Source organism: Coprococcus sp. AF38-1 (genome assembly GCF_003603945.1).
GTDB classification, from domain to species: domain Bacteria; phylum Bacillota; class Clostridia; order Lachnospirales; family Lachnospiraceae; genus Coprococcus; species Coprococcus aceti.
The window spans coordinates 413,787-436,689 of the sequence record NZ_QVGO01000001.1 but is presented as its reverse complement, the minus strand read 5'-3'; the positions used below and the strand labels follow the sequence as shown (position 1 = coordinate 436,689).

The following is a 22,903-nucleotide window of genomic DNA, read 5'->3' as shown; positions in this document are numbered from 1 at the left end:
TGCAGAACTTTATTCATATTTTAAGTTGGTTTTATTTTGTGATGTTTTTTTATTTTTGGGTTGTGTACTATTGTTTATTTGTTTATATATTTTATTTTGACTTTGCTGCAGCAGCCTCCTTAGCCCATCCATCTACAAATGCGCTCTTTACAAGATCCCAGTTGGCATCTGTCTGATCTGCCGCATATGTTGTAAGTGCTGATCCGAGGTCGTTCTTCCACTGCTCTGATGGCATTGTTGTGAAGTTCCAGCTTACAGGTGTCTTGCCCTCTGCTACATACTCATTTGCGATGTTTACAAGAAGGTTTGTTGACTCAAGGTTCTTCTTGAATGGTGTTACAAATCCCATTCCATCGGCTCCTGATGGCATAGCGCCCTTTGAACCACAGATTGCCTTAAGTGCGGTGTCATTTGTAGCACACCACTCCATGAAGTCAAGAGTTGCCTGGATATCTTCCTCTGAAGCCTTAGCATTTACACACCAGTAATTCTCACTTCCTGTACAGAGTCCCTGATTCTCCTCACCATCTACTCCTATATAGATAGGGAGCATTCCGAGGTTGTCATCGCCAAGTGATGATACATCTGCGTATGCCCATGTACCATTCTGATAAAATACTGCCTGTCCTGAAACAAACTCTGCAACCGCATCATCACCAGTCTTTGTGCTGAGCTGCTTTGGATCGGTTGTTGAGTTGTTGATGTACAGATCCCATACATTTTTGTAATTATCAAGATATGTACCCTTGATCGCATCTGTAGTATCGATTCCATCAGCCTTGTATTCATAGTAGATTGGAAGATTTGCAAGATGTGTCTTGAATCTCCAGTCTGATGAGCCATCCATTCCGGCTGATGTGAATGCTGAGAATCCTAATTTGTCTGAATTGGCTGTTATATCCTCTGCCACCTTCTTGAGGTCAGCAAATGAATTGATGTCATCCTCTGAGTATCCAGCCTTGCTTAAAAGCTCTTTGTTGTAAATGATTCCGTATGACTCTATAACATATCCGATTCCTGCGACCTTGTCGCCATCCTTAAGTGCAAAGTCCTCAGATGTGAGTTCTTTATATACCTGTGATGATCCAAGATCATAACAATAGTCCTTCCAGGAAGCAAGACCAACCGGTCCATTTACCTGGAACAGGGTAGGTGATTCTGACTTACCCATCTCACTCTTAAGAGTAGTCTCATACTGACCAGAAGCTGCTGTAACTACCGTCACATCAACGCCAGTCTCTTCTGTGTACACCTTAGCAAGCTCCTGCCACTGTGCATCCTGCTCCGGCTTGAAGTTCAGATAATATACAGAGCCCTTTGCATCTGCCTTCTTTCCTGCTCCATCTGAATCTCCTGAGCCACATCCTGTCAACATGGTACCTGCCATCATAAGTGACAGTCCAAGTGCCGCAATACCTTTCTTGTTCATATTGGTTCCTCCCATATAATAATAAAAATTTTTCCTTCAGACATCTCTTATACGAGATGCTTAATGGTTACTTAAGTTTTAACGGAAACGTTTTTGGAACCGTTTCCATTTGATATATCTTATATTAGTTGTTTATGTACAAAATGTCAATACTATTTTCAATTTTTTTATCACTTTTTGCATTTTTTCACATAGCTCACCATCCAGGCTACATAAAAATGTATAATTTTTGTCATATTCTATCCTTTCTGAATACTATAAATAGAACTATTAAATCTGAAAGGACTATCCTATGAAATGCAACAACCATTGTTCTCCGAACAGACCTGACTGTCGTGACAACATCTGCACTATAGACCTCCGGGATAAAGCGTTACAGAACCACAATTACCGCGAAACCGTGTGGACCGGCTGTTTCATGCAGATGACAGTCATGTGTATACCTGCCTGCTCAGACGTAGGTTTGGAAATCCATGATAATACCGATCAGATCATCCGGATTGAACAGGGACAGTGTTCAGTCAGGATGGGCTGCTGCCCAAACGAACTGTGCTTCCGTCAGAATCTTTGTGCAGGAGAATGCGTCTGTATACCAGCCGGCACATGGCACAACATCATCAACATTGGCAATAATCCACTGAAACTCTCATCCATCTATGCCCCACCACATCATCCCAGGGGAGATACACAGGCCACCAAAGCCATGGCTATGGGAATGGATTGCTAGTATCTTTTCCTGCGACATGAAGTAGATGCCACTATAGAATCAAATAAAAAAGACACCAAATGCTGCCTGCCCGTCTGACATTGGGCAAGCGACATTTAGTGTCTTTGCTATTTCTGTATTAATTTTTCATACACATGCCATAATACATTGCCATGACCAAATTATTTTTAATCTCGGTCAGTCGACATAGATATATTTATAGTAAATACCTCGCCGGCAACCTCCGCGCTCACCTCATGTCCCAGCTTGTCTGCAAGGCACCTTACTATGTAAAGTCCCAGCCCTGCGCCCTCCTTCTGTCTGGACTTTCCACGGCAGAACGCATCGAATATCATATCCACATCTATCTCATCGTCCGAATCTATGTCATTTTCAAATATGACTTCCACCCGGCCGTCCTCACATACCAGCCTCACAGATATCCGGCTCTTGGCATACTTCCGCGCATTCGAGAAGAAGTTGGCAAATATCCGGCTGAGCATGGTCTCGTTGCTCCGCACAGTGACCGACTGCTCCGGTATGTCAAATGTGACATTTACCCCAGACTCCTTCACCCAGTCATACTGCTCAAATGCCTGGGATGTCAGAAGTGCCGCCACATCCACATCTGCAGTCTCTATCTCATCATCCTTCGCCTCCGCTGACGACACCTCAAAGAACGCATCTGAAAGCACCCGGAGATAATCTGTCTTTGCAAGGGCAATATCCAGATATTCCTGATCTTTACCTGTGACATGTCCGCCCTTTTTCATAAGCTGCATATACCCCTTTGCCGCCGTGAGCGGTGTTCTGAAGTCGTGGGATATACCGGCTATGACATTTTTCAGCCTTGCCCTGTCCTTCTCCACTGCCAGATTTTTCTCTTTTATCTGATCCGAATAGTCATTTAACGCATTTGCAAGCCTCAGGATATCCCTGTCGAAATACTCCACATGTATATCCTGATCCACACCGCCGTCAAGGCGCGCCTTAAGCTTATCCGCAAATATCCGCATCTGCCTCTTGTACTGCATCACCCGTATAAAAAGGACTGCCACTATAATAAGCAACAGTCCGATCACAATCTTATAATAGATATCCATACCCTATCTGCCCTTATCTGTCAGACACCCGCACATTCCCATAGTCATATGCTGTATGTCATTAGTTGAACCACTTTTTTTCATAGCTATTGTAGGATAACACATACCAGATTAGTATTTCAACAACTCCTGCCACCACACAGATTATCACGTCCTGAGATGCTATATCCTGGAGACCTGAACAGGTCAGACCACCTCCCACAAGACAGTAAGTTACATTTGAGACGCTGCCGCCGCCCTCAGTTACCGTGTCTATCATCAGGCTGCCAAATGCCTCTAGTATCAGGAATCTGAGGAACACCACAAACATTCCTACAGCTGATTTGAAAGTTGTCATGATGAGCACTGAACAGCTGAGCACTCTGATACATATCACAGCAACGATCAATATCCTGAGCGCAAGATACTTCGTATCTCCATAACCGTTCTTCGCTCCGAAATACAGTATAGGAGAGATCATCAACGCTATACTGATTATCGACATGAGCGGCACAACTGTAAACAGCTTGGAAAGCAGCAGCCTTGACGTTCTGTTGCCCGCCATTACCTCGTAACAGAGCACCTTGTTCTCATATGATGTCACGTACATTCCCGCGATGATCAGCGGAAGATATGTCATAAGCAGAAGGTCCTTCTCAAGAAACATTCCAAATGCCTCTACTCCTGAGCTTGCACTGTCAAAACCGACATCCATGTACCCCAGATAAATCATAAATACACACAGCGCAACCGCCCACACTGACAGATGATAGGTTTTCCTCACGCGGTACCACTCCGCTCTCATAAGTCTGTTCATACTATCTACCTGCCTTTCTGAGTATCTTGCCAACAAAGCTCTTCGGAGCATTACTATCATCACCGGATGATGATACTCTGGACAGAAAATACTCCTCCAGATTCTCCCCCTGTACATGAAACTTGAGTATAGTAAGTCCTGATGCCGTTATCGCTCTTGACACGGTCTTAAGTTCTGACAGCATATCATAGATACGGATGTCTCCGTTTTCCATCACTTTGTAACCTGATATTCCGAGCTCCTGCTCGATGACTGTCACAAGTCTTTCCGTGTCATCCGTCGCCACTTCTATGTAGCTCCTGCAGTTCTCATCCAGTTCTTCCTTGGAAATGCATTCCACCAGCACACCCCTATCGATTATGGCAAAATCCGTACAGAGCTCCGAAAGTTCGGCAAGCAAATGGCTGGAGATAAGTATCGTTATCTCCCTCTCATCCTTCAGCCTCTTAAGAAGATTCCTGACTTCCACGATTCCCTCCGGGTCAAGTCCGTTCACAGGCTCATCGAGTATCATGACCTCCGGATCAGGCAGCAGTGCCATGCCTATTCCAAGTCTCTGCTTCATTCCAAGTGAAAAATGTTTCACCCGCTTCTTCCCGGTATTTGCCAGCCCCACAAGTTCAAGTATCTCATCTATCTTTGATGAATCCGCCACTCCCCTGAGCCGGCTTATGTACTCCATATTCTCCCTGGCGGTAAAGCTCTTATCCAGATACGGTGCCTCGATCATAAAACTCGTTCTCTCCCTGTTCGCATCCAGATCCTTGCCTGAGCCAAACAGCTCTATCTCTCCCTCAGCAGGATCTGTAAGTCCCGCTATCATCTTCATTATGGTGGTCTTGCCCGCTCCATTTGGTCCTATCAGACCATATATGTGTCCCTTTTCAACGTCCAGCGAAAAGTTGTCCACAACACGCTTATCGCCATACACTTTAGTCATCCCCTTAAGGCTTATCACGCTCGCCATATGCTGCTCCCTTCCCCGATTTACACATCTGATGATCGCGCATGTAAAATCATATCCAGCTCTTTTGATCCCGCGATCACCTACGCTGTCTCTTCACATTTTATATATTACCTTCTATGCATAAAGAAATGGTAAATTCAAATATAAAGAAAAGGTTAAGAATCACTCCGCAAGCTTGTATCCCATGCCCCAGACGGTCTCTATGTACTCCTGGTCATCATACTTTTTTATCTTATTTCTGAGATTGCTCATATGAACTTTGAGGACATTGTCCTCCGGATAATATGTCTCATTCCACACACTCTCAAATAGATTTGCCTTTGAAAAGAGCTTGTTAGGATTTGTCAGTAACAGCCTCAATATCCCATACTCCTTTGCAGTGATGTCCAGCTTATTGCCATTTACCGTGACATTCTTTGCCTCGTCGTCCATGATGAGGTGCTTGTAAGTATATGAATATCCAGCTATCCCTTTGATGCCGCATGGATGTCCGGATGATTCTCTGTATATACAGCGGTTTAACACCGCCTCCACCCTGACAAGCAGCTCATCCAGATCAAACGGCTTTGTGATATAGTCATCAACGCCAAGCCTGAACAGATCTATCTTCGTCTGGACCGTGTCCTTCGCCGAAAGCACAATGACCGGAACATCCGAAAATCCCCTGAGACTCTGCATAATCCTGTCGCCGCTCTTCATCGGCAGCATGAGATCCAGCAGACAGAGATCGATATCCGGCGTGCTTTCGAGAATAGACAGCCCAGCTATGCCATTTGTGGCTGATATCAGCTCATAGCCACTTTCTGTCAAATATTCGCAGATAAGCCGGTTTATCTCTTTATCGTCCTCTATGACGAGTATCTTGCTCATAAGCATCTCCTCCTGTCTATTGAACATCAGTCCATCAGAACTGACTTATCTACTACTATACTTTATACTTTTCCCCATGTCATCAACTCCATAAAAAAATCCCGAAATATCGACTCCTGTCGATACTCCGGGATCATATACATCTTTTATGAATATGATGAAAGGAACTGTTTTGTCCTCTCCATCTTCGGATTGTCAAATACCTGATCAGGTCTTCCCTGCTCAAGTATATATCCATCATCCATGAATATGACCTGGCTTGCAACATCCTTTGCAAATGCCATCTCATGGGTAACAATTATCATGGTTGTCTTTTTGTCTGCAAGGTTTCTGAGAACCTTAAGTACCTCTCCTGTGAGCTCCGGATCAAGAGCCGATGTAGGTTCATCGAAACACAGGATGTCCGGCTGCAACGCAAGCGCCCTTGCTATGGCAACTCGCTGGCACTGTCCGCCTGAAAGCTGGTGAGGATAGTTGTTCATTCTGTCCTCAAGTCCCATCTGGCGTAGAAGTTCCTCTGCCTGGACTCTTATCTCGTCGAGTATATTCTTCTTATTTACTTTGAAATCCGGTCTCTCCTTTGCAAGAAGCTCTCTTGCAAGCATTACGTTCTGAAGCGCAGTGTACTGTGGAAAGAGATTAAATGACTGGAACACAAGTCCAAAATGCAGTCTCTTCTTGCGCACCTCCGACTCCTTGAGTGTCTCCGGCTTGTCAGTGTCAAGCAGGATCTCATCATTTACACGGATAACTCCATTGTCCGGCATCTCCAGAAAGTTCAAACAGCGAAGAAGTGTTGTCTTTCCACTTCCTGATGATCCTATGATAGAAAGGACCTCTCCCTGCTCCAGAGAAAAGCTTATATCCTTGAGCACATCTGTCTTGCCAAACTTCTTTTTTATATGTTCAACCTCTAATATAGCCATAGCGGCTCCTCCTATTTAATATGTATCGCCCCTCTGCTCCGCAGCGGGGCAGGTCGTCGGAGCCGATTCCGAGTATGAACTGCGTTCATAGCGGCTCCTCCTATCTAAAAAAATCAAGTTTCTTCTCTAATTTGCCAAGTAAAACTGTGAGTACACCATTCCATATCAGATAGTAGAATGCGCAGAAGAAGAGTGGCCATATCGCACCAGAGATGCCCTGTGAACCCTTCATGAATGCCTGGCCTGCCCAGATTATCTCCTGAAGTGCGATGATACGGGCAAGGGACGTATCCTTGACCAGAGTTATGATCTCGTTGGACATCGCCGGAACTATCTTCTTTATCATCTGCAAAAGCTTGACCTTGAAGAATATCTGCTTTGGAGTCATGCCGAGCACGAGTCCGGCTTCCTCCTGTCCTACAGGAATCCCCTGGATACCTCCACGGTAAATCTCTGAGAAATAGCAGGCATAGTTCACTATGAATGACACCGATGCCGCAACAAATCTTCCGCCTTCGCCGCCGCCCCATACCGGGTTGTGGAATACAAGTCCCGGGAAATAATATATGATGAGCAGCTGTATCATAAGTGGTGTACCTCTCACTATCCATACGATGAACTTCATAAGATAGCTGAGTGGTTTAAACTTTGACATGGAACCAAGTGCTATAAGAAGTCCAAGCGGAAATGCACCGAGCAATGTCACGAAGAACAATTTTAATGTCTGTATAAATCCTGTATTAAGAGCTCCAAGTACGACCGGGAGCTGTTCAAAAAACAAATCCATAATAATTTTTCTCTCTAAGTGATGGTAAAAATACTAATTATATCTTATCTATTACTTTGCAAGTGCAGCCTGTACCTTATATGTCTCAGCACACTTCTCCATTGAACCGTCAGCCTTACTGTCTGCAAAGAACTTGTTGAGCTCAGCCACAAGATCTGAGTCCTTTCTGAAGCCAACTCCATACTCCTCACTGTTAAGACCTACGGTATATGTGAGCTTGTCATAACCTGTTCCCTCGCCAACCATAGCTGCTGCCATGAGTGAATCAATGATCGCTGCATCCGATGTTCCAGCTGCAACCTCCATGAGTGCATCTGCCTGTGCCTTTACCGCTGTATAGTTGAGACCAAGCGCCTTGGCCTGATCCTCTCCTGCACTTCCTGCCTCTACTGCAAATGTAAGCTCCTTGATGCTGTCAACAGTCTGATACTTGTCTGCCTTATCTTTTGGCACGATAACTACCTGAGCATTGTTGCAGTATGCATCTGAACATGCCATTGAGCTTGTAACCTCATCTGTAAGTGTCATACCATTCCATACACAATCGATGGTCTTGCCGTCAAGCTCCATGATCTTGTTGTCCCAGTCTATCTCTACGAACTCTGCCTTTACGCCAAGACTCTCTGCAAATGCTGATGCCATATCCGCGTCAAATCCGATCCAGTTGCCTGACTCATCCTTGTAATCCATCGGTGCGAAGTCTGTAACGCCGACAACGAGAGTTCCCTTATCCTTTACATACTCCAGATCACTCTTTGACTCACTCTTAGATCCGTTATCAGATCCGCCGCATCCAACCAGTGAAAGCCCCATTGCTGCCACTAAGAGCAGTGATAATAACTTTTTCATACTTTTTTCCTCCTGAAATATACTTGGCAGATGCATGAAACACACTACGCCGGGCATCTGCACGATATATAAGCCCTATTAGGGCACAACACGGTAACATAGTAACAGTTTATCATAGTAAAGTCAAACCTAAGATTGAGGAAATGCCTGTAAATGTATTATGTAATAATAATAAAAACCACAGAAGATCTTACTCTTCTGTGGTCAGGATGCTCACCATCTGGAATTATTTTACATACGCTCTGTCAATATGTATCACACAATAGTAATTTTTATTGTACTCACTAACTTTTTCCTTGATATAGGATATTATCTGTTCTTCTGACATTTGATATCCATGTGGCAAAACCACATCAAAAATCAGATTGGAATGTGTTGAACCCTTTACCATTCTAAAGTCGTGAAACTGAACATTTTCATTTTTTCTGCTATCCTTATTAAGTGATTCTATAATTTCAGTGATCCGCGCTTTCGCAGCATTTGTCTCCTCATCGTCATCTACTATCGGATCCATGTGAATGACAGGCTCACAATTTAATTTTTTTCTGAGAGAGAATTCTATCTGATCGATCAGATCATGCAGTTCAAGAATATCTTCCTTATAAGGAACTTCTGCGTGCAGACTGACCATAAGTCTGCCAGGTCCATAATCATGGACCACAAGATCATGAATACCAAGGATCCTTTTATCACACCTCACGATCTTCTTGATTTCGTCCACAAGCTCTGGTTCCGGTGCCTGGCCAAGCAAAGGGCTGACCGTATCCTTCATTGCAGTAATGCCAGCTATGAGTATCATTACGCCCACCAATAACCCACAATATCCATCTATAGGTATTTTCCAGAAATGAGCAACAAGTGCAGATGCAAGAACAACCATTGTGGAAAATGTATCAGATAAACTGTCTTTCGCCGTCGCTATCATGGTCGCACTCTCTATCTTTCTGCCTATACTCCTGTTGTAGAAATACATATATATCTTTACTCCAATTGAAACAACGAGTATAACGGCAACTAGAATGCTGAATTTTGGAAGATCCGGATGTAGGATCTTTCCGATTGAATCTTTAATAAGCTCGTAGGCCATCAATATAATCATGACTGCTACAAATAAGCCTGATATATACTCTATTCTTCCATGTCCAAACGGATGATCCGGGTCCGGTTTTCTACCAGATAACTTAAAGCCTATCATAGATATAAACGAGCTTCCTGCATCTGATAAATTGTTGAACGCATCCGCCGTGATCGAGATAGCCCCCGAAAGTAATCCAGCAAAGAATTTTCCCAGGAACAATAATACATTCAAAAATATACCAACAGCTCCGCAAAGAACACCATATTTCTCCCTCACCTTGCTATCCTTATAATTATCTGATTTGATCCACAGCTTCGACAATAATGTCACCATATCTTTTGTTCCTCCTAATCTGAATCCCAAAACTTCTGAAAAAAAGAACCCACAAAAGCGTTGGACTTCTGCGGGTTCTTGATATATCTGAAATGATATATAATTATCTCTTTGAGAACTGTGGAGCACGACGAGCGGCCTTGAGACCGTACTTCTTTCTCTCCTTCATTCTTGGATCTCTTGTAAGGTATCCAGCCTTCTTAAGGATTGGTCTGTACTCAGCATCAACCTCAAGGAGTGCTCTTGAAATACCATGTCTGATAGCTCCAGCCTGACCTGTGAAACCACCACCACATACGTTAACGAGTACATCGTACTTGCCCTCTGTGCCTGTAGCAACGAGTGGCTGCTTTACGATAACCTTGAGTGTATCAAGGCCAAAGTACTCATCCATATCCTTCTTGTTTATAACGATCTTACCAGTACCTGGAGTGATGTAAACTCTGGCGATACTGCTTTTTCTTCTTCCTGTTCCATAGAACTTTGTTGTCTTAGCCATCTGTTAATCTCCTCCTTCTTAGTACTTAATCTCTAATACTTCTGGCTTCTGTGCCTGATGCTTGTGATCTGCACCAGCGTATACGTGAAGCTTTGTGATCATCTCTCTGCCAAGTGGTCCCTTTGGAAGCATTCCCTTAACTGCAAGGTAGATAACATCCTCTGGCTTCTTAGCCATCTTCTCACGAAGAGTTGTCTCTTTCATACCACCTACATAATCTGAGTGGTTGTAGTATACCTTCTGATCTAACTTCTTACCAGTTACCTGGATCTTGTCAGCGTTTACTACTATTACATAATCACCTGTATCAATGTGTGGTGTAAATGTTGGCTTGTTCTTTCCTCTTAAAATGCTTGCGATCTCTGATGCAAGACGACCTAAAGTATGTCCTGTAGCGTCAACTACATACCACTTTCTCTCTATTGTTGATGGGCTTGCCATAAAGCTCTTCATCGTGGTACCTCCTAAATTATTCTTTTATAATCTTCTTTACTAATGTATATTCAGCACATTCCTTACCGGGGCATTGGTTCGAAACGCACTTATAAACTTCGCATACTTTGCAAGTATATTATAATTACATTTTGTTGTCAACTATTTTTTCCAACAAAAATATCCGGCGATACATGTGCACCGCCGGATACCATATTATCATTCATTCTTCTGTCTGTAAATACTATCTTTTATTTAGAAATCCACCTCTGTGTCATAGTAGCAGCACTTCAGCAGCTTCTCCATCTCCTCCTGGCTTGGCTGTCTTGGGTTGGAGCCTGTACATGCATCAAGTATCGCATTTGCAGCGATCTCAGGAAGTCTCTCAAGGAATACGTCATCCGGAACAAAGCCCTGCTCACATGGATAGCTGTCTGGTCCATAATTCTTGATACAGTGAGGTATGTTCAGCTCATCATTCATCTTGCGCAGATATGCGATGAGAAGAGCTATCTTCTCGTCGAGGGTCTCTCCGCCAAGGCCCATGAAGTCTGCTATCTCGCCGTAACGAATCTTTGCTGTCTCATCCTTTGCATTGAAAGCGATAACCTTTGGAAGATACATCGCATTTGCTGCTCCGTGGATGATATGTGCACCGTAATCGGCAAATGCTGCTCCGGTCTTGTGTGCCATTGAATGTACGATTCCAAGCAGTGCATTTGAAAATGCCATACCTGCCAGGCACTGCGCATTGTGCATTGCGTCACGCTTCTCCATGTCTCCGTTATATGATCCAACCAGATCATTCTGGATCATCTTGATGGCATGAAGTGCCAGTGGATCAGTAAAATCGCAGTTTGCTGTCGATACATAAGCCTCGATTGCATGTGTCATGGCATCCATACCTGTGTGAGCAACCAGCTTCTGAGGCATGGTCTCTGCCAGCTCAGGATCTACGATCGCAACATCAGGTGTAATCTCAAAATCAGCTATCGGATACTTGATTCCCTTCTCGTAATCTGTGATGATTGAGAATGCGGTAACCTCTGTTGCAGTTCCTGATGTTGAAGAAATAGCGCAGAAATGAGCTTTCTTTCTAAGTTCAGGGATTCCAAATACCTTACACATATCCTCAAATGTCGCATCAGGATACTCATACTTTATCCACATAGCCTTTGCTGCGTCTATAGGTGAACCACCGCCGATGGCCACTATCCAGTCAGGCTCAAATTCAAGCATGGCTGCTGCACCCTTCATAACTGTCTCAACCGAAGGATCTGGCTCAATTCCCTCAAACAACTTAACTTCCATTCCAGCTTCCTCAAGGTACTGTACTGCCCTGTCCAGGAATCCAAATCTCTTCATGGATCCGCCTCCGACACAGACCATAGCTCTCTTACCCTTGAATGTCTTGAGTGCCTCCAAAGCACCTTTTCCGTGATACAGATCTCTTGGTAACGTAAATCTTGCCATTGTTTGCCCTCCTAAAATCAAAATAAAAAAAACCAATCATGTTATCTTCACTGAAACACCTTGAAATATTCCGAACACTTCGAAACAATTCCTGACATATCCGTCATGTAGCAGCATTTCAATGTAATTATAACATGATTGGCTCTTGTTTTCATTATTTTTTGTGCATTTCACACAATGTTTTTAATCTATTTTTCACTGTTTTGCTAGATGTTTTCCACTTTTCATTCTTATTTCTAGATTATTTCAAGTCCACTTTTCCAAGTTATTATATACAAAATATAACCACGCTATTTTATAAACTGCCAACATATTATTAGCAATTTTATCTTATCCCGACAAATATTATACGTCTACAGCCGTTTACGTCTACAGATATTTTATCTCCACAAGAGTAAGCCCCTTGGCCTCGGCTTTCGGACCAGCTTTCGTCCTATCCTTAGCCTCAAGTATTGACTCCATACAGTCCTCTGGCCAGATTCCAAGACCTATCTTCATCAAAGTTCCCACTATGATACGGACCATATTGTACAGGAAACCATTTCCGCTTATCCTTATATGTATCATATCACCAACTTTATCTATGGTTATATCTGTTATTGTACGGAATGTATTCTCCACCTGAGACCTTGATGAACAGAAGCTCTTGAAATCATGCTCCCCAACCAGCACTGCCGCAGCCCGCTTCATCTTATCTATATCAAGTGGATAATAGACGAATGTCGAGTAAAGACGCTCTGTCGGCATATCAAATCTTCTGTTTAATATCTTGTATTCATATGTCTTGATCGTGTCACAGTATCTCGGATGAAAATCGTCAGCCACCTGGCATGACTCCTGTATCCTTATGTCTTCCGGGAGCCGTTGATTAAGCGCAAATGAAAACTTCTCTCCAGGTATTCCTGATTCAGTGTCGAACACCGCCACATTTCCCAGTGCATGTACACCGGAATCCGTTCTGCTGGCTCCTATAACCTTTATATCCTCATGACAAAGCTCGCTGAGTGTCTTATTCAGGACTTCCTCAACCGTTATTCCATTTATCTGAACCTGCCATCCACAATAATTTGTTCCATCGTAGGCTACGATCAATTTTACTCTCTTCATATTCATACTAGGGATGTATCTGACACATCCGTATCCTTTTCTATATTATCGATGTATCTGAATTATCCATATCCTTTTCTATAATTATCAATGTATCTGAATTACTCTCCTGCCTCTAATACATTCTCAGGCAAATATACATACAGCGCAATTCTTAATCAAGCCCGATCGTCATTGACTCTGTAATGTTTAAAACAAATCTATATACAAACGACTTTTGATCCCGAAGTGCGCATGTATCCCGAAATAAGATTGCAGGATTTCCTACATCACACATCTGTATACTATCATGCATCCCAGATACACCAACACTATAGCATAACTTACATAGTCTGTTCCACTGTATTTTAACGGATTCATGCGGCTCCTGCCTTCGCTGCCGTCAAAACATCTGGCATCCATGGCCTGGGCAAGATCTGTGGCCCTCCTTATCGCCGATACAAATAATGGTACAAATACAGGTACATAACTCTTTATCCTCTTGAATATATTGCCACTCTCGAAGTCCGCACCTCTGGAAAGCTGTGCCTTCATGATCTTATCCAGCTCCTCCATAAATATCGGGATAAATCGCAATGCAATCATAAGCATCATGGCCATATCAGACACCGGAACCTTTATTTTCTTCAAGAATCCCAGACTGCTCTCCAGTCCATTTGCCAGATTCATCGGTCTTGTAGTGTACGTCATGACAGATGAGCCTATTATGAGGTATACAAGGCGTATAACCACAAGCACCGTAGTCATCACACTGTTATCTGTTATGCGAAGTCTGTGCCAGCTCCAAAGTACCCGTCCGTCCCCGTTGAACACGCTGAATATTGCTGTAAACAGAATAAACATCCATATGACCTTCAGTCCCCTGCAAATGTATGTTATCGGCACCCTACTCACCGCCACATATATACAGAGGAATGCCGTTGCGGCAAGTATCATGATCCAGTCCTTGCAAAGAAACAGCGATATGGCATATAGAAATGTTATTGCAAGCTTTGTTCTCGGATCCATTCTATGTATCACAGAACTGCCACTGTAATATTGTCCTATTGTAATATCTCGTATCATAGTAAATCTCCTATTCCGGGCACCCGGGAACATCTATACCGTACTGCTCAAGTAAGCTCCTGTCCTCAAAAAACTCACCTGTCCCTCCATCATACACTATCCTTCCATGCTCCATAAGAAGAATCCTCTCTGACATCTCATACACATCCTCCATGTCGTGGGATACCAGTATGATCGTCACATTTTTCTCTCTGTTGAGCTTTCTGACGAGATTCCATAACTGCTCCCGGCTCTCTCCGTCAAGTCCGCATGCAGGCTCATCAAGGATCAATACGTCTGGCTCATATGCCAGTATTCCCGCTATTGCCGCCCTCTTTTTCAAACCACCGGACAATTCAAATGGAGAATACTCCGCATATTTCTCCGGTACTCCCACCAACTCAAGCGCCTTTCTGGCGGCATCCTCAGCCTCTTTCTTTGGCATTCCAAAGTTTATCGGACCATACATTACATCCTTGAGCACCGTATTCTCAAACAACTGGGACTCAGGGGACTGAAATACATACCCTATCCTCCTGCGGATATCCTTGATATTTCTTACACTCTGCACATCCGTATCATACAGATATACCTTGCCACTCTGTGGAACTATCAGCTTATTTATCATTTGAAGCAGTGTACTCTTTCCCGATCCGGTCTGCCCTATTACAGCGACAACCTGTCCTTCATATATTTTGATGTTTATATCAGAAAGCGCCTGAAATGACTCATTTCCATTCACATACGAATATGATACATTCTGAAGCTCAACTATACATTTTTCTGAATTATCTGCAGTCTTCTCATCCTCAGCATGATTACTCTGCGCATTGTTCATATCGCTGCTTATATCCATATGCCTGTTCTTATATTTATAGCAGATATCGATCGGTATTCCGGCCCTACGCTTCATATCAACCGGTATCTCCAGTCCATAGCTCTTAAGCCGGTCAACATCTGTGAATACATCTCCAGGTGTACCCTCTGCCACGATCCTGCTATTATCCAATATGTATACTTTATCCGCCATAAGTGCCTCAGCTATCCTGTGAGTCACCATTATTACGGTTATTCTCTTTTCTTTGTTCAATCTCTGCACAAGCTCCAGCATATCCTTTGCTCCCTGCGGGTCAAGCATGGATGTCGCCTCGTCTAGCACTATACAATCCGGAGTCATCGCCATGGACGATGCGATTGCAAGCCGCTGTTTCTGTCCACCGCTTATTCTTGACGTATTGGCATACTTATATGCTGTGAGCCCTGTGAGCTCCAGCATCTCATCTATCTTCTTCCATATATCTTCGCTGCAGACGCCAAGATTCTCCAGCCCAAATCCTATATCCTCAGCGAGGGTGTTGCCGACTATCTGGTTATCGGGATTTTGAAACACCATTCCTACCTGTCGTCTGACTGATGTAAGCTCTCCCATCTCCGCCATGTCTTTTCCACCTATGACTATCGAACCCTCATGCGGTGCAAGCAGTCCATTCAAATGTCTTGCAAACGTAGACTTCCCTGAACCGTTTCTGCCAAGGATCGCGATTATCTCCCCCTTGTCGGCAAGAAAATCTACATCCTTTATTGCCCAGTTCTCCCCTATCTTATTGCCGTCTTTATCCTTTATATTAAATTTATGAGATAGTCCTTTTACATTTATGAAGCTCATAATCTTTCCAATCTATATCAATGAAATCTCTATATTTCACTAAATTTTATTAAAAAACAGGGCCGCCGTACACGAACGTAAACTAATACGTCTATGTACTGCAGCCCTGTTTATTTATCTGTATAATATCAATCTATCAATCCATTATACTAACTCGAGAATAACCTCAAGAGCCTGATCGCCCTTACGCTGACCGATCTTGATGATTCTTGTGTAACCACCCTTACGTCCTGCGTACTTTGTACCATACTCATCGAATAACTTCTGTGTTAAGTCGATCTTCTTAGTACCGGCCTTCTTACCAGCAGCATCTGTAGGAACTTCAACAACTGGATATAAAACCTTGAGCATCTCTCTTCTGGCATGAAGTCTTGAAGGCTGATCCTTCTTAACTGTCTTCTCAACTGTGTCGTATACTGTAACCTTCTTACCGTCTACAACTTCCTTAATTCTCTTGCCATCTTTATCCTTCTTAGCAACCTTAGCCTGAACTGTAACCTCATCGTAGTTGTCCTTCTCAGCAACTGCTAAAGTGATGAGCTTCTCTGCGATCTTAACAACTTCCTTAGCTCTTGCCTCTGTTGTCTTGATCTTTCCATGATACAGTAACTGAGTTACCTGGTTACGAAGTAATGCGTTTCTCTGTGCGCTTGCTTTTCCAAGCTTTCTATACTTTGCCATTTTAATTATCCTCCTATACCCTTTGCGGGTCTTCACTGTGCTTACTATTATTCAGCTTGAGTGGTATACGGGAACTGCTATTAGTCCTCGTTCTGATTAAGTGATAAGCCTAACTCCTTAAGCTTAGCTAATACTTCATCCAGTGACTTACGACCAAGGTTACGAACCTTCATCATATCCTCTGGTGTCTTGTTTATAAGTTCCTGAACTGTGTTGATGCCAGCTCTCTTCAAACAGTTGTATGAACGAACTGATAACTCGAGCTCATCGATATTCATCTCAAGAACCTTTTCCTTCTCGTCTGTTGTGCTCTCAACCATAACATCTACAAGACGTGCGTTCTCTGATAAATCTACGAACAGCTTCAAGTGCTCTACCAGAAGATTTGCAGCAAGACTTACTGCCTCATCTGGAGCAAGAGCTCCGTTTGTATATACATCAAGAGTTAACTTATCATAGTCAGTAACCTGACCAACACGTGTATTCTGAACTGTAAGGTTTACTCTTTCAACAGGGGTGAAGATTGAGTCAATAGCGATGACATCAATTGGTGCATCTGCTTCCTTGTTCTTGTCAAGGCTTACATATCCACGTCCGTTGACAATTGTAAGCTCCATCTCAAGCTTTGCGTCCGGACCACTAAGGTTTGCGATTACAAGATCAGGATTTACGATCTCTATATCTCCGTCAACCTTGATATCTCCTGCCTTAACAACGCGCTCACCAACAACATCGATGTATGCCTGCTTTGGCTCAAATGTATCTGAGTTATTCTTGATAACGACATTCTTGATGTTCATTATTATCTCAGTAACATCCTCTTTTACACCTGGTATTGAGCTGAACTCGTGTAAAACACCCTTTATCTTAACGTGGCTTACAGCGGTACCTGGTAATGAAGAAAGCATTATTCTTCTAAGTGAGTTACCAAGTGTTATACCGTAACCTCTCTCTAAAGGCTCGATTACAAACTTGCCATATTTGTTGTCATCTGAAGTCTCAACGATCTCGATTTTTGGTTTTTCAAACTCAAACATCTAAGCCCCTCCTTTACGGGTTTTAAAATGCTACACTCCAAGTTACAAAATGTATAAATAAAGAACAAATCTTACTTAGAATATAACTCGACGATGAGAGTCTCATTTACAGGAACATCGATCTGCTCTCTGCTTGGCTTCTCTACAACTTCACCTGCGAGGTTATCTCTGTCTGCTGTTAACCAACCTGGTACGAGAACACCCTCTGTTGCAGCCATGATATCCTTGTATCTCTGAAGAGACTTGCTCTTCTCTCTGATCTCGATCTTATCGCCTGGCTTAACTGAGTATGAAGGGATGTTTACACACTTGCCATTTACAAGTACGTGCTTGTGATCTACGATCTGTCTAGCCTCTCTTCTTGTTCTTGCAAAGCCTAATCTGAAGATGATGTTGTCAAGTCTAAGCTCAAGTAATGTCATGAGGTTAGGACCTGTTAATCCCTTCTGCTGCTCAGCCTTTGCATAAAGGTTACGGAAAGGCTTCTCAAGTACACCATAAATGAACTTAGCCTTCTGCTTCTCGCGGAGCTGAAGTCCATACTCGCTCTGCTTTCTATTTGATCTGTTTGGTCTTCTGTTTGACTTCTTGTCTATTCCGAGATACATTGGCTCCATGCCTAAAGATCTGCATCTCTTAAGAACTGGGGTTCTATCTACTGCCATCTTGTTTGTACCTCCTCTAATTAAACTCTTCTTCTCTTTGGTGGACGACATCCGTTATGTGGAACCGGAGTAACATCCTTGATACTAACTACATCTATACCACATGCTGAGAGTGCACGAATTGCAGCCTCTCTTCCTGAACCTGGTCCCTTGACAAATACGTCGATTGTCTTGAGTCCGTAAGGTGCAGCAGCCTTTGCGGCTGTCTCTGCAGCCATCTGAGCAGCATATGGAGTTGACTTCTTAGAACCCTTAAATCCTAATCCACCAGCGCTTGCCCATGAAAGCGCATTGCCTTCAGCGTCTGTTAATGTAACAATTGTATTATTGAAAGATGACTGAATATGAGCCTGTCCGTGCTGTACGCTCTTTCTGACACGCTTCTTAGCCACTTTTTTAGTTGCCTGCTTAGCCATTAGCCTAAACCTCCTATGGTTTTTTACAAATATATTCTATAAATATTACTTCTTCTTATTAGCAACAGTCTTCTTAGGACCCTTACGAGTTCTAGCGTTAGTCTTAGTCTTCTGTCCACGAACAGGAAGTCCCTGTCTATGACGCTTACCACGATAGCAAGCAATCTCCTGTAAACGCTTAATATTGAAGCCTATCTCTCTACGTAAATCTCCCTCTACTACCTGAGTTGCCTTGATAACCTCGCTGAGTCTTCTAACCTCATCGTCAGTCAGATCTGCGCAACGTGTATCAGGATTAACGTTTGCTTCCTTAAGAATACGCTGTGATGAAGGAAGTCCGATACCATAGATATAAGTAAGACCAATTTCAACACGTTTCTCTCTTGGTAAATCAACACCTGAAATACGAGCCATTATAATAACCTCCGTAAAATCTTCTTTTAAGCTGAATCCACAAATGTATCCCATAGCACACGCTATGGGGTGAAATGCATACACCGCAAACTTCAACTAAGTTGTATATTTCTATAATTGTATTGGCATATCTACGTATGCCACAGCCGCTTTTAAATAATACAGTACATTAGATATATGTACTGACGCACGAAAATAAGTATACTTCCGGATGGGCTATCATCCATATACTTCTTTTCCTTTTTTGATTAACCCTGACGCTGCTTGTGCTTTGGATTCTCGCAGATAACTCTAACGATTCCCTTTCTCTTGATAACTTTGCACTTATCGCAGATAGGTTTTACTGATGCTCTAACCTTCATTAGAAACTCTCCTTTCAAAAAAAGTCCGCTACGAATTAGCATTCTATCATTTTCATTGATAAAATGCAATAGGGAAATTCATTTTTTTATTATTTATCTCTCCAAACGATTCTTCCCTTGGTAAGATCGTATGGTGATAACTCTATTGTAACTTTGTCGCCAGGAAGAATCTTTATATAATTCATTCTCAGCTTTCCACTTATATGAGCAAGAACCTTGTGTCCATTCTCAAGTTCTACCTGAAACATGGCATTTGGAAGTTTCTCAACTACTGTTCCTTCTACTTCAATTACATCTGCTTTTGACATTTTCAAAAATCCTCCTATATATATAAATCAACTTATGAGTTCTCCATGATATAATGAATATGTAATCGTGCTTACGAACGACGACATATGATATCACATCTACAGCTCAATTCCATCGGCCCTTGAAAGTATCTCAGGCTCTCCATCTGTTATAAGTATTGTATTCTCATAATGTGCCGCCAGTGATTTGTCTGCGGTGACGACCGTCCATCCATCCGGCATCCACTTCACTTCGTAATCGCCAAGTGTGATCATCGGTTCTATCGCTATCGTCATTCCTGCTTTCAGCTTCGGTCCTCTTCTTCTTGTTGCGAAGTTTGGGACCTCCGGCTCTTCATGAAGATTTTTTCCGACTCCATGTCCCACCAGATCGACAACAACTCCAAGTCCACACTCATCGGCATAGGACTCGACCGCTATTCCTATATCCCGCACATGATTTCCCGCACGGGCCGCTGACAGTCCTTCAAAGAAGCTTTGCTTCGTTGCCTCTATGAGATACTTTGCCATATCAGATATCTCGCCAACTCCATATGTTCTGGCTGAGTCTGAATGGTAACCCTTATAGATAACACCGGCATCAAGACTTACTATATCTCCATCCTGAAGCACTCTGTTCTTTGATGGGATTCCGTGTACCACCTCATCATTTACAGATACACACACCGACGCCGGATATCCCTGATAGTTCAGAAATGATGGTTCACAGTGATAACTTCTGATAACCTCTTCACCGAGCTTATCTATATCATATGTGGTCATTCCCGGCTTCAATGCTTTTCTCATCTCCTCATGAGTTATCGCCAGAATTCTTCCAGCCTCTCTCATAAGTTCAATCTCTTCCTGGGATTTTATGGAAATACCCTTCATATTTACTCACCTAATATATCAGTGATAGCAGCGAATACATCCTTCATATCAACAGTTCCGTCAACCTCTTTCAGGATGCCCTTTGCCTTGTAGTAATCGATGAGAGGCTGTGTCTGCTCATGATATACATTAAGTCTCTTCTCTACTGTCTCTGGCTTATCATCGTCTCTAAGGATGAGATCAGCTCCACATGCATCACACTTGCCCTCAACTTTTGTTGGGTTGTATACGATATGGTATGTTGCTCCACAACCTACACATGCACGTCTGCCTGACATTCTCTCGATGATATTCTCATCAGGTACCTCAACATTGATAGCGTAATCAACCGAATCGCCGATTGCTGAGAGTGCCTTGTCAAGTGCCTCTGCCTGTGGGATAGTTCTTGGGAATCCGTCAAGGATATATCCCTTTGCACAGTCATCAGCCTTGAATCTATCTATTACCAAGTCGACAACGAGCTCATCTGGTACAAGAAGTCCCTTATCCATGTACTCCTTTGCCTTTGCACCAAGCTCTGTGCCGTTCTTTATGTTCGCTCTGAATATATCTCCTGTTGAGATATGTGGTACGCCGTACTTTGCAGCGATCATCTTTGCCTGTGTTCCCTTGCCTGCGCCCGGTGCGCCTAACATGATTATCTTCATATATTCAACCTCCATTTTTTTGAACGTTTCCCATTCTTATCAAATACTATTCTCTCTATAATACACGAATAGGAAGTGTACTATACGGCACACTCCCATTCGTGTTTATTGCCACGTCATATTTTAGTCTAAAAGGAATCCCTGATAGTTCCTTACCAGCATACGTGACTCAATATTCTTAATTGTCTCTATAACAACACCTACAACGATGATAAGTGATGTTCCTCCAAATGAAACATTTGCTCCAAAGAAACCACTGAAGAACATTGGTATACATGCTACTATGATAAGTCCTACAGCACCTATAAATATGATGTAGTTTAAAATCTTATTAAGGTAATCCTGTGTTGACTGTCCAGGTCTTATACCAGGGACAAAACCGCCACTCTTCTTCATATTGTTGGCAATCTCCATTGGATTGAATGTGATCGCTGTGTAGAAATATGCGAAGAAGAACACAAGTAAAATATATACGATCAAACCGATCGATGCCCAAGGATAAGATCTGTTAAACCAGTAGCCCTGACTCATACCCTGGATTATCTTTGCTCCTACACCAGATGTCTTGATGTTGAACAGATTCACTACGATCTGTGGAACAGACAGTATGGATGATGCAAAGATGACCGGAATAACACCTGCAGTATTGACCTTAAGTGGAATATGAGAGGACTGTCCGCCCATCGTCTTTCTTCCTCTTACTGTCTTGGCATACTGTACAGGAATTTTTCTCTCTGCGCCCTGAAGTGCACATACAAATACTACTGTAAGAACTACAACTGCAAGGATAATGAGTCCTACAAGTGTAAATCTTACAAAGTCTCTGCCCTTCATGAACTGTGTGTATAAATTCTTGAAGTCATTTGGCATTGTTGAAACAATGTTGATCAAAAGGATTACTGATATACCATTGCCAACACCCTTCTCTGTTGCTCTCTCGCCAAGCCACATTACTATAGCACTTCCTGCCGTAAGAATGACTACGATGCAAAGAACCGTCCAGAAGTTATAATTCTCAATGACTCCCTTGTTTCCAAATCCTACTACAAGACCAGCACTCTCAAGGATTGCAAGACCTACTGTCATATATCTTGTGATAGCGGTGATCTTCTTTCTACCATCTTCTCCGTCTTTCTGCAGTTCTTCCAAAGCCGGTATAGCAATGGTGAGAAGCTGTATGATGATGGAAGCTGTAATGTAAGGTGTTACCGACAATGCAAAGATCGACATCTGCTCGAACGATCCTCCGGTGAATGAACTGAAGATGTTCAGTGAATCACCGAGGGCATTCTGCATGTACTCTCTTATTGCATCCGCACTTATTCCCGGAACGGTAATCAGACTACCAAGTCTGACTACCACGAGAATGAAGAACGTATATAAAAGTCTTCTTCGTATATCCTGTACCTTAAATGCATTGATTAAGGTTTTGAACATA

26 protein-coding genes are annotated in these 22,903 nt (G+C 42.9%); 1 reads left to right on the top strand and 25 read right to left on the bottom strand.

Annotation, left to right across the window (positions count from 1 at the left end; genetic code table 11):
- Positions 1-91: 91 nt before the first annotated feature.
- Positions 92-1,429 (bottom strand): ABC transporter substrate-binding protein, encoded by a 1,338-nt coding sequence (locus DW025_RS02265; RefSeq protein WP_119998517.1) that lies wholly within the window; start codon positions 1,427-1,429, stop codon positions 92-94.
- A gap of 292 nt (positions 1,430-1,721) precedes the next feature.
- On the opposite strand from DW025_RS02265, the gene DW025_RS02260 reads away from it, so the two are divergent.
- A complete protein-coding gene (locus DW025_RS02260; RefSeq protein WP_243104865.1) occupies positions 1,722-2,156 on the top strand; it encodes a cupin domain-containing protein in 435 nt (144 codons plus the stop codon).
- Positions 2,157-2,323: 167 nt separating this feature from the next.
- On the opposite strand, the gene DW025_RS02255 is transcribed toward DW025_RS02260, so the two are convergent.
- The 24 genes from DW025_RS02255 to secY form a co-directional block, all read right to left on the bottom strand.
- Positions 2,324-3,238: a sensor histidine kinase gene (locus DW025_RS02255; RefSeq protein WP_119998513.1), complete on the bottom strand. Its 915-nt coding sequence runs from the start codon at positions 3,236-3,238 to the stop codon at positions 2,324-2,326.
- A 61-nt stretch (positions 3,239-3,299) separates the two neighbouring features.
- Complete coding sequence (locus DW025_RS02250; RefSeq protein WP_119998511.1) at positions 3,300-4,034, bottom strand: hypothetical protein; 735 nt, start codon at positions 4,032-4,034, stop codon at positions 3,300-3,302.
- 1 nt (position 4,035) lies between these two features.
- On the bottom strand, positions 4,036-5,001 hold the full coding sequence (locus tag DW025_RS02245) for an ABC transporter ATP-binding protein (protein ID WP_119998509.1): 966 nt from the start codon (positions 4,999-5,001) through the stop codon (positions 4,036-4,038).
- Between the two features lie 162 nt (positions 5,002-5,163).
- Positions 5,164-5,871 (bottom strand): response regulator transcription factor, encoded by a 708-nt coding sequence (locus DW025_RS02240; RefSeq protein WP_118017313.1) that lies wholly within the window; start codon positions 5,869-5,871, stop codon positions 5,164-5,166.
- Positions 5,872-6,017: 146 nt separating this feature from the next.
- Positions 6,018-6,797 carry an amino acid ABC transporter ATP-binding protein gene (locus DW025_RS02235; protein ID WP_004850188.1) on the bottom strand — a complete coding sequence of 260 codons (780 nt, stop codon included), beginning with the start codon at positions 6,795-6,797 and terminating at the stop codon, positions 6,018-6,020.
- A 100-nt stretch (positions 6,798-6,897) separates the two neighbouring features.
- On the bottom strand, positions 6,898-7,584 hold the full coding sequence (locus DW025_RS02230) for an amino acid ABC transporter permease (RefSeq protein WP_004850185.1): 687 nt from the start codon (positions 7,582-7,584) through the stop codon (positions 6,898-6,900).
- Positions 7,585-7,635: 51 nt separating this feature from the next.
- On the bottom strand, positions 7,636-8,433 hold the full coding sequence (locus DW025_RS02225; protein ID WP_022058703.1) for a transporter substrate-binding domain-containing protein: 798 nt from the start codon (positions 8,431-8,433) through the stop codon (positions 7,636-7,638).
- Between the two features lie 226 nt (positions 8,434-8,659).
- The gene (locus tag DW025_RS02220; RefSeq protein WP_119998507.1) at positions 8,660-9,844 is read right to left on the bottom strand and encodes a cation diffusion facilitator family transporter; all 1,185 of its coding nucleotides are present in this window, start codon (positions 9,842-9,844) and stop codon (positions 8,660-8,662) included.
- Between the two features lie 103 nt (positions 9,845-9,947).
- A complete protein-coding gene (gene rpsI, locus DW025_RS02215) occupies positions 9,948-10,343 on the bottom strand; it encodes a 30S ribosomal protein S9 (protein WP_004850181.1) in 396 nt (131 codons plus the stop codon).
- A gap of 18 nt (positions 10,344-10,361) precedes the next feature.
- Positions 10,362-10,796 carry a 50S ribosomal protein L13 gene (gene rplM, locus DW025_RS02210; protein WP_117550692.1) on the bottom strand — a complete coding sequence of 145 codons (435 nt, stop codon included), beginning with the start codon at positions 10,794-10,796 and terminating at the stop codon, positions 10,362-10,364.
- A gap of 234 nt (positions 10,797-11,030) precedes the next feature.
- Positions 11,031-12,248 (bottom strand): iron-containing alcohol dehydrogenase, encoded by a 1,218-nt coding sequence (locus tag DW025_RS02205; protein ID WP_119998505.1) that lies wholly within the window; start codon positions 12,246-12,248, stop codon positions 11,031-11,033.
- A gap of 369 nt (positions 12,249-12,617) precedes the next feature.
- Complete coding sequence (gene truA / locus DW025_RS02200; RefSeq protein WP_119998602.1) at positions 12,618-13,355, bottom strand: tRNA pseudouridine(38-40) synthase TruA; 738 nt, start codon at positions 13,353-13,355, stop codon at positions 12,618-12,620.
- 264 nt (positions 13,356-13,619) lie between these two features.
- Complete coding sequence (locus DW025_RS02195) at positions 13,620-14,420, bottom strand: energy-coupling factor transporter transmembrane component T family protein (protein ID WP_117550696.1); 801 nt, start codon at positions 14,418-14,420, stop codon at positions 13,620-13,622.
- 10 nt (positions 14,421-14,430) lie between these two features.
- Complete coding sequence (locus DW025_RS02190; protein ID WP_119998503.1) at positions 14,431-16,065, bottom strand: ABC transporter ATP-binding protein; 1,635 nt, start codon at positions 16,063-16,065, stop codon at positions 14,431-14,433.
- 144 nt (positions 16,066-16,209) lie between these two features.
- Positions 16,210-16,746, bottom strand: a complete 537-nt coding sequence (locus DW025_RS02185) for a bL17 family ribosomal protein (protein ID WP_015533801.1) — start codon at positions 16,744-16,746, stop codon at positions 16,210-16,212.
- An 80-nt stretch (positions 16,747-16,826) separates the two neighbouring features.
- Positions 16,827-17,783 carry a DNA-directed RNA polymerase subunit alpha gene (locus DW025_RS02180; protein ID WP_015533800.1) on the bottom strand — a complete coding sequence of 319 codons (957 nt, stop codon included), beginning with the start codon at positions 17,781-17,783 and terminating at the stop codon, positions 16,827-16,829.
- 71 nt (positions 17,784-17,854) lie between these two features.
- Complete coding sequence (gene rpsD, locus DW025_RS02175; RefSeq protein ID WP_015533799.1) at positions 17,855-18,448, bottom strand: 30S ribosomal protein S4; 594 nt, start codon at positions 18,446-18,448, stop codon at positions 17,855-17,857.
- 20 nt (positions 18,449-18,468) lie between these two features.
- A complete protein-coding gene (gene rpsK / locus DW025_RS02170; RefSeq protein WP_004850165.1) occupies positions 18,469-18,864 on the bottom strand; it encodes a 30S ribosomal protein S11 in 396 nt (131 codons plus the stop codon).
- A gap of 45 nt (positions 18,865-18,909) precedes the next feature.
- Entirely contained in the window at positions 18,910-19,278 is a 369-nt protein-coding gene (gene rpsM / locus DW025_RS02165) for a 30S ribosomal protein S13 (protein ID WP_015533798.1), read from the bottom strand.
- A gap of 248 nt (positions 19,279-19,526) precedes the next feature.
- Positions 19,527-19,640 (bottom strand): 50S ribosomal protein L36, encoded by a 114-nt coding sequence (gene rpmJ, locus DW025_RS02160; RefSeq protein ID WP_015533797.1) that lies wholly within the window; start codon positions 19,638-19,640, stop codon positions 19,527-19,529.
- An 89-nt stretch (positions 19,641-19,729) separates the two neighbouring features.
- Positions 19,730-19,948, bottom strand: coding sequence for a translation initiation factor IF-1 (infA, locus tag DW025_RS02155; RefSeq protein WP_004850160.1), 219 nt, complete (start codon positions 19,946-19,948; stop codon positions 19,730-19,732).
- 99 nt (positions 19,949-20,047) lie between these two features.
- The gene (gene map, locus DW025_RS02150) at positions 20,048-20,818 is read right to left on the bottom strand and encodes a type I methionyl aminopeptidase (protein WP_015533796.1); all 771 of its coding nucleotides are present in this window, start codon (positions 20,816-20,818) and stop codon (positions 20,048-20,050) included.
- 2 nt (positions 20,819-20,820) lie between these two features.
- Positions 20,821-21,465 (bottom strand): adenylate kinase, encoded by a 645-nt coding sequence (locus DW025_RS02145; protein WP_022216653.1) that lies wholly within the window; start codon positions 21,463-21,465, stop codon positions 20,821-20,823.
- Between the two features lie 123 nt (positions 21,466-21,588).
- Complete coding sequence (gene secY, locus DW025_RS02140) at positions 21,589-22,902, bottom strand: preprotein translocase subunit SecY (RefSeq protein ID WP_118017307.1); 1,314 nt, start codon at positions 22,900-22,902, stop codon at positions 21,589-21,591.
- Position 22,903 lies beyond the last annotated feature (1 nt).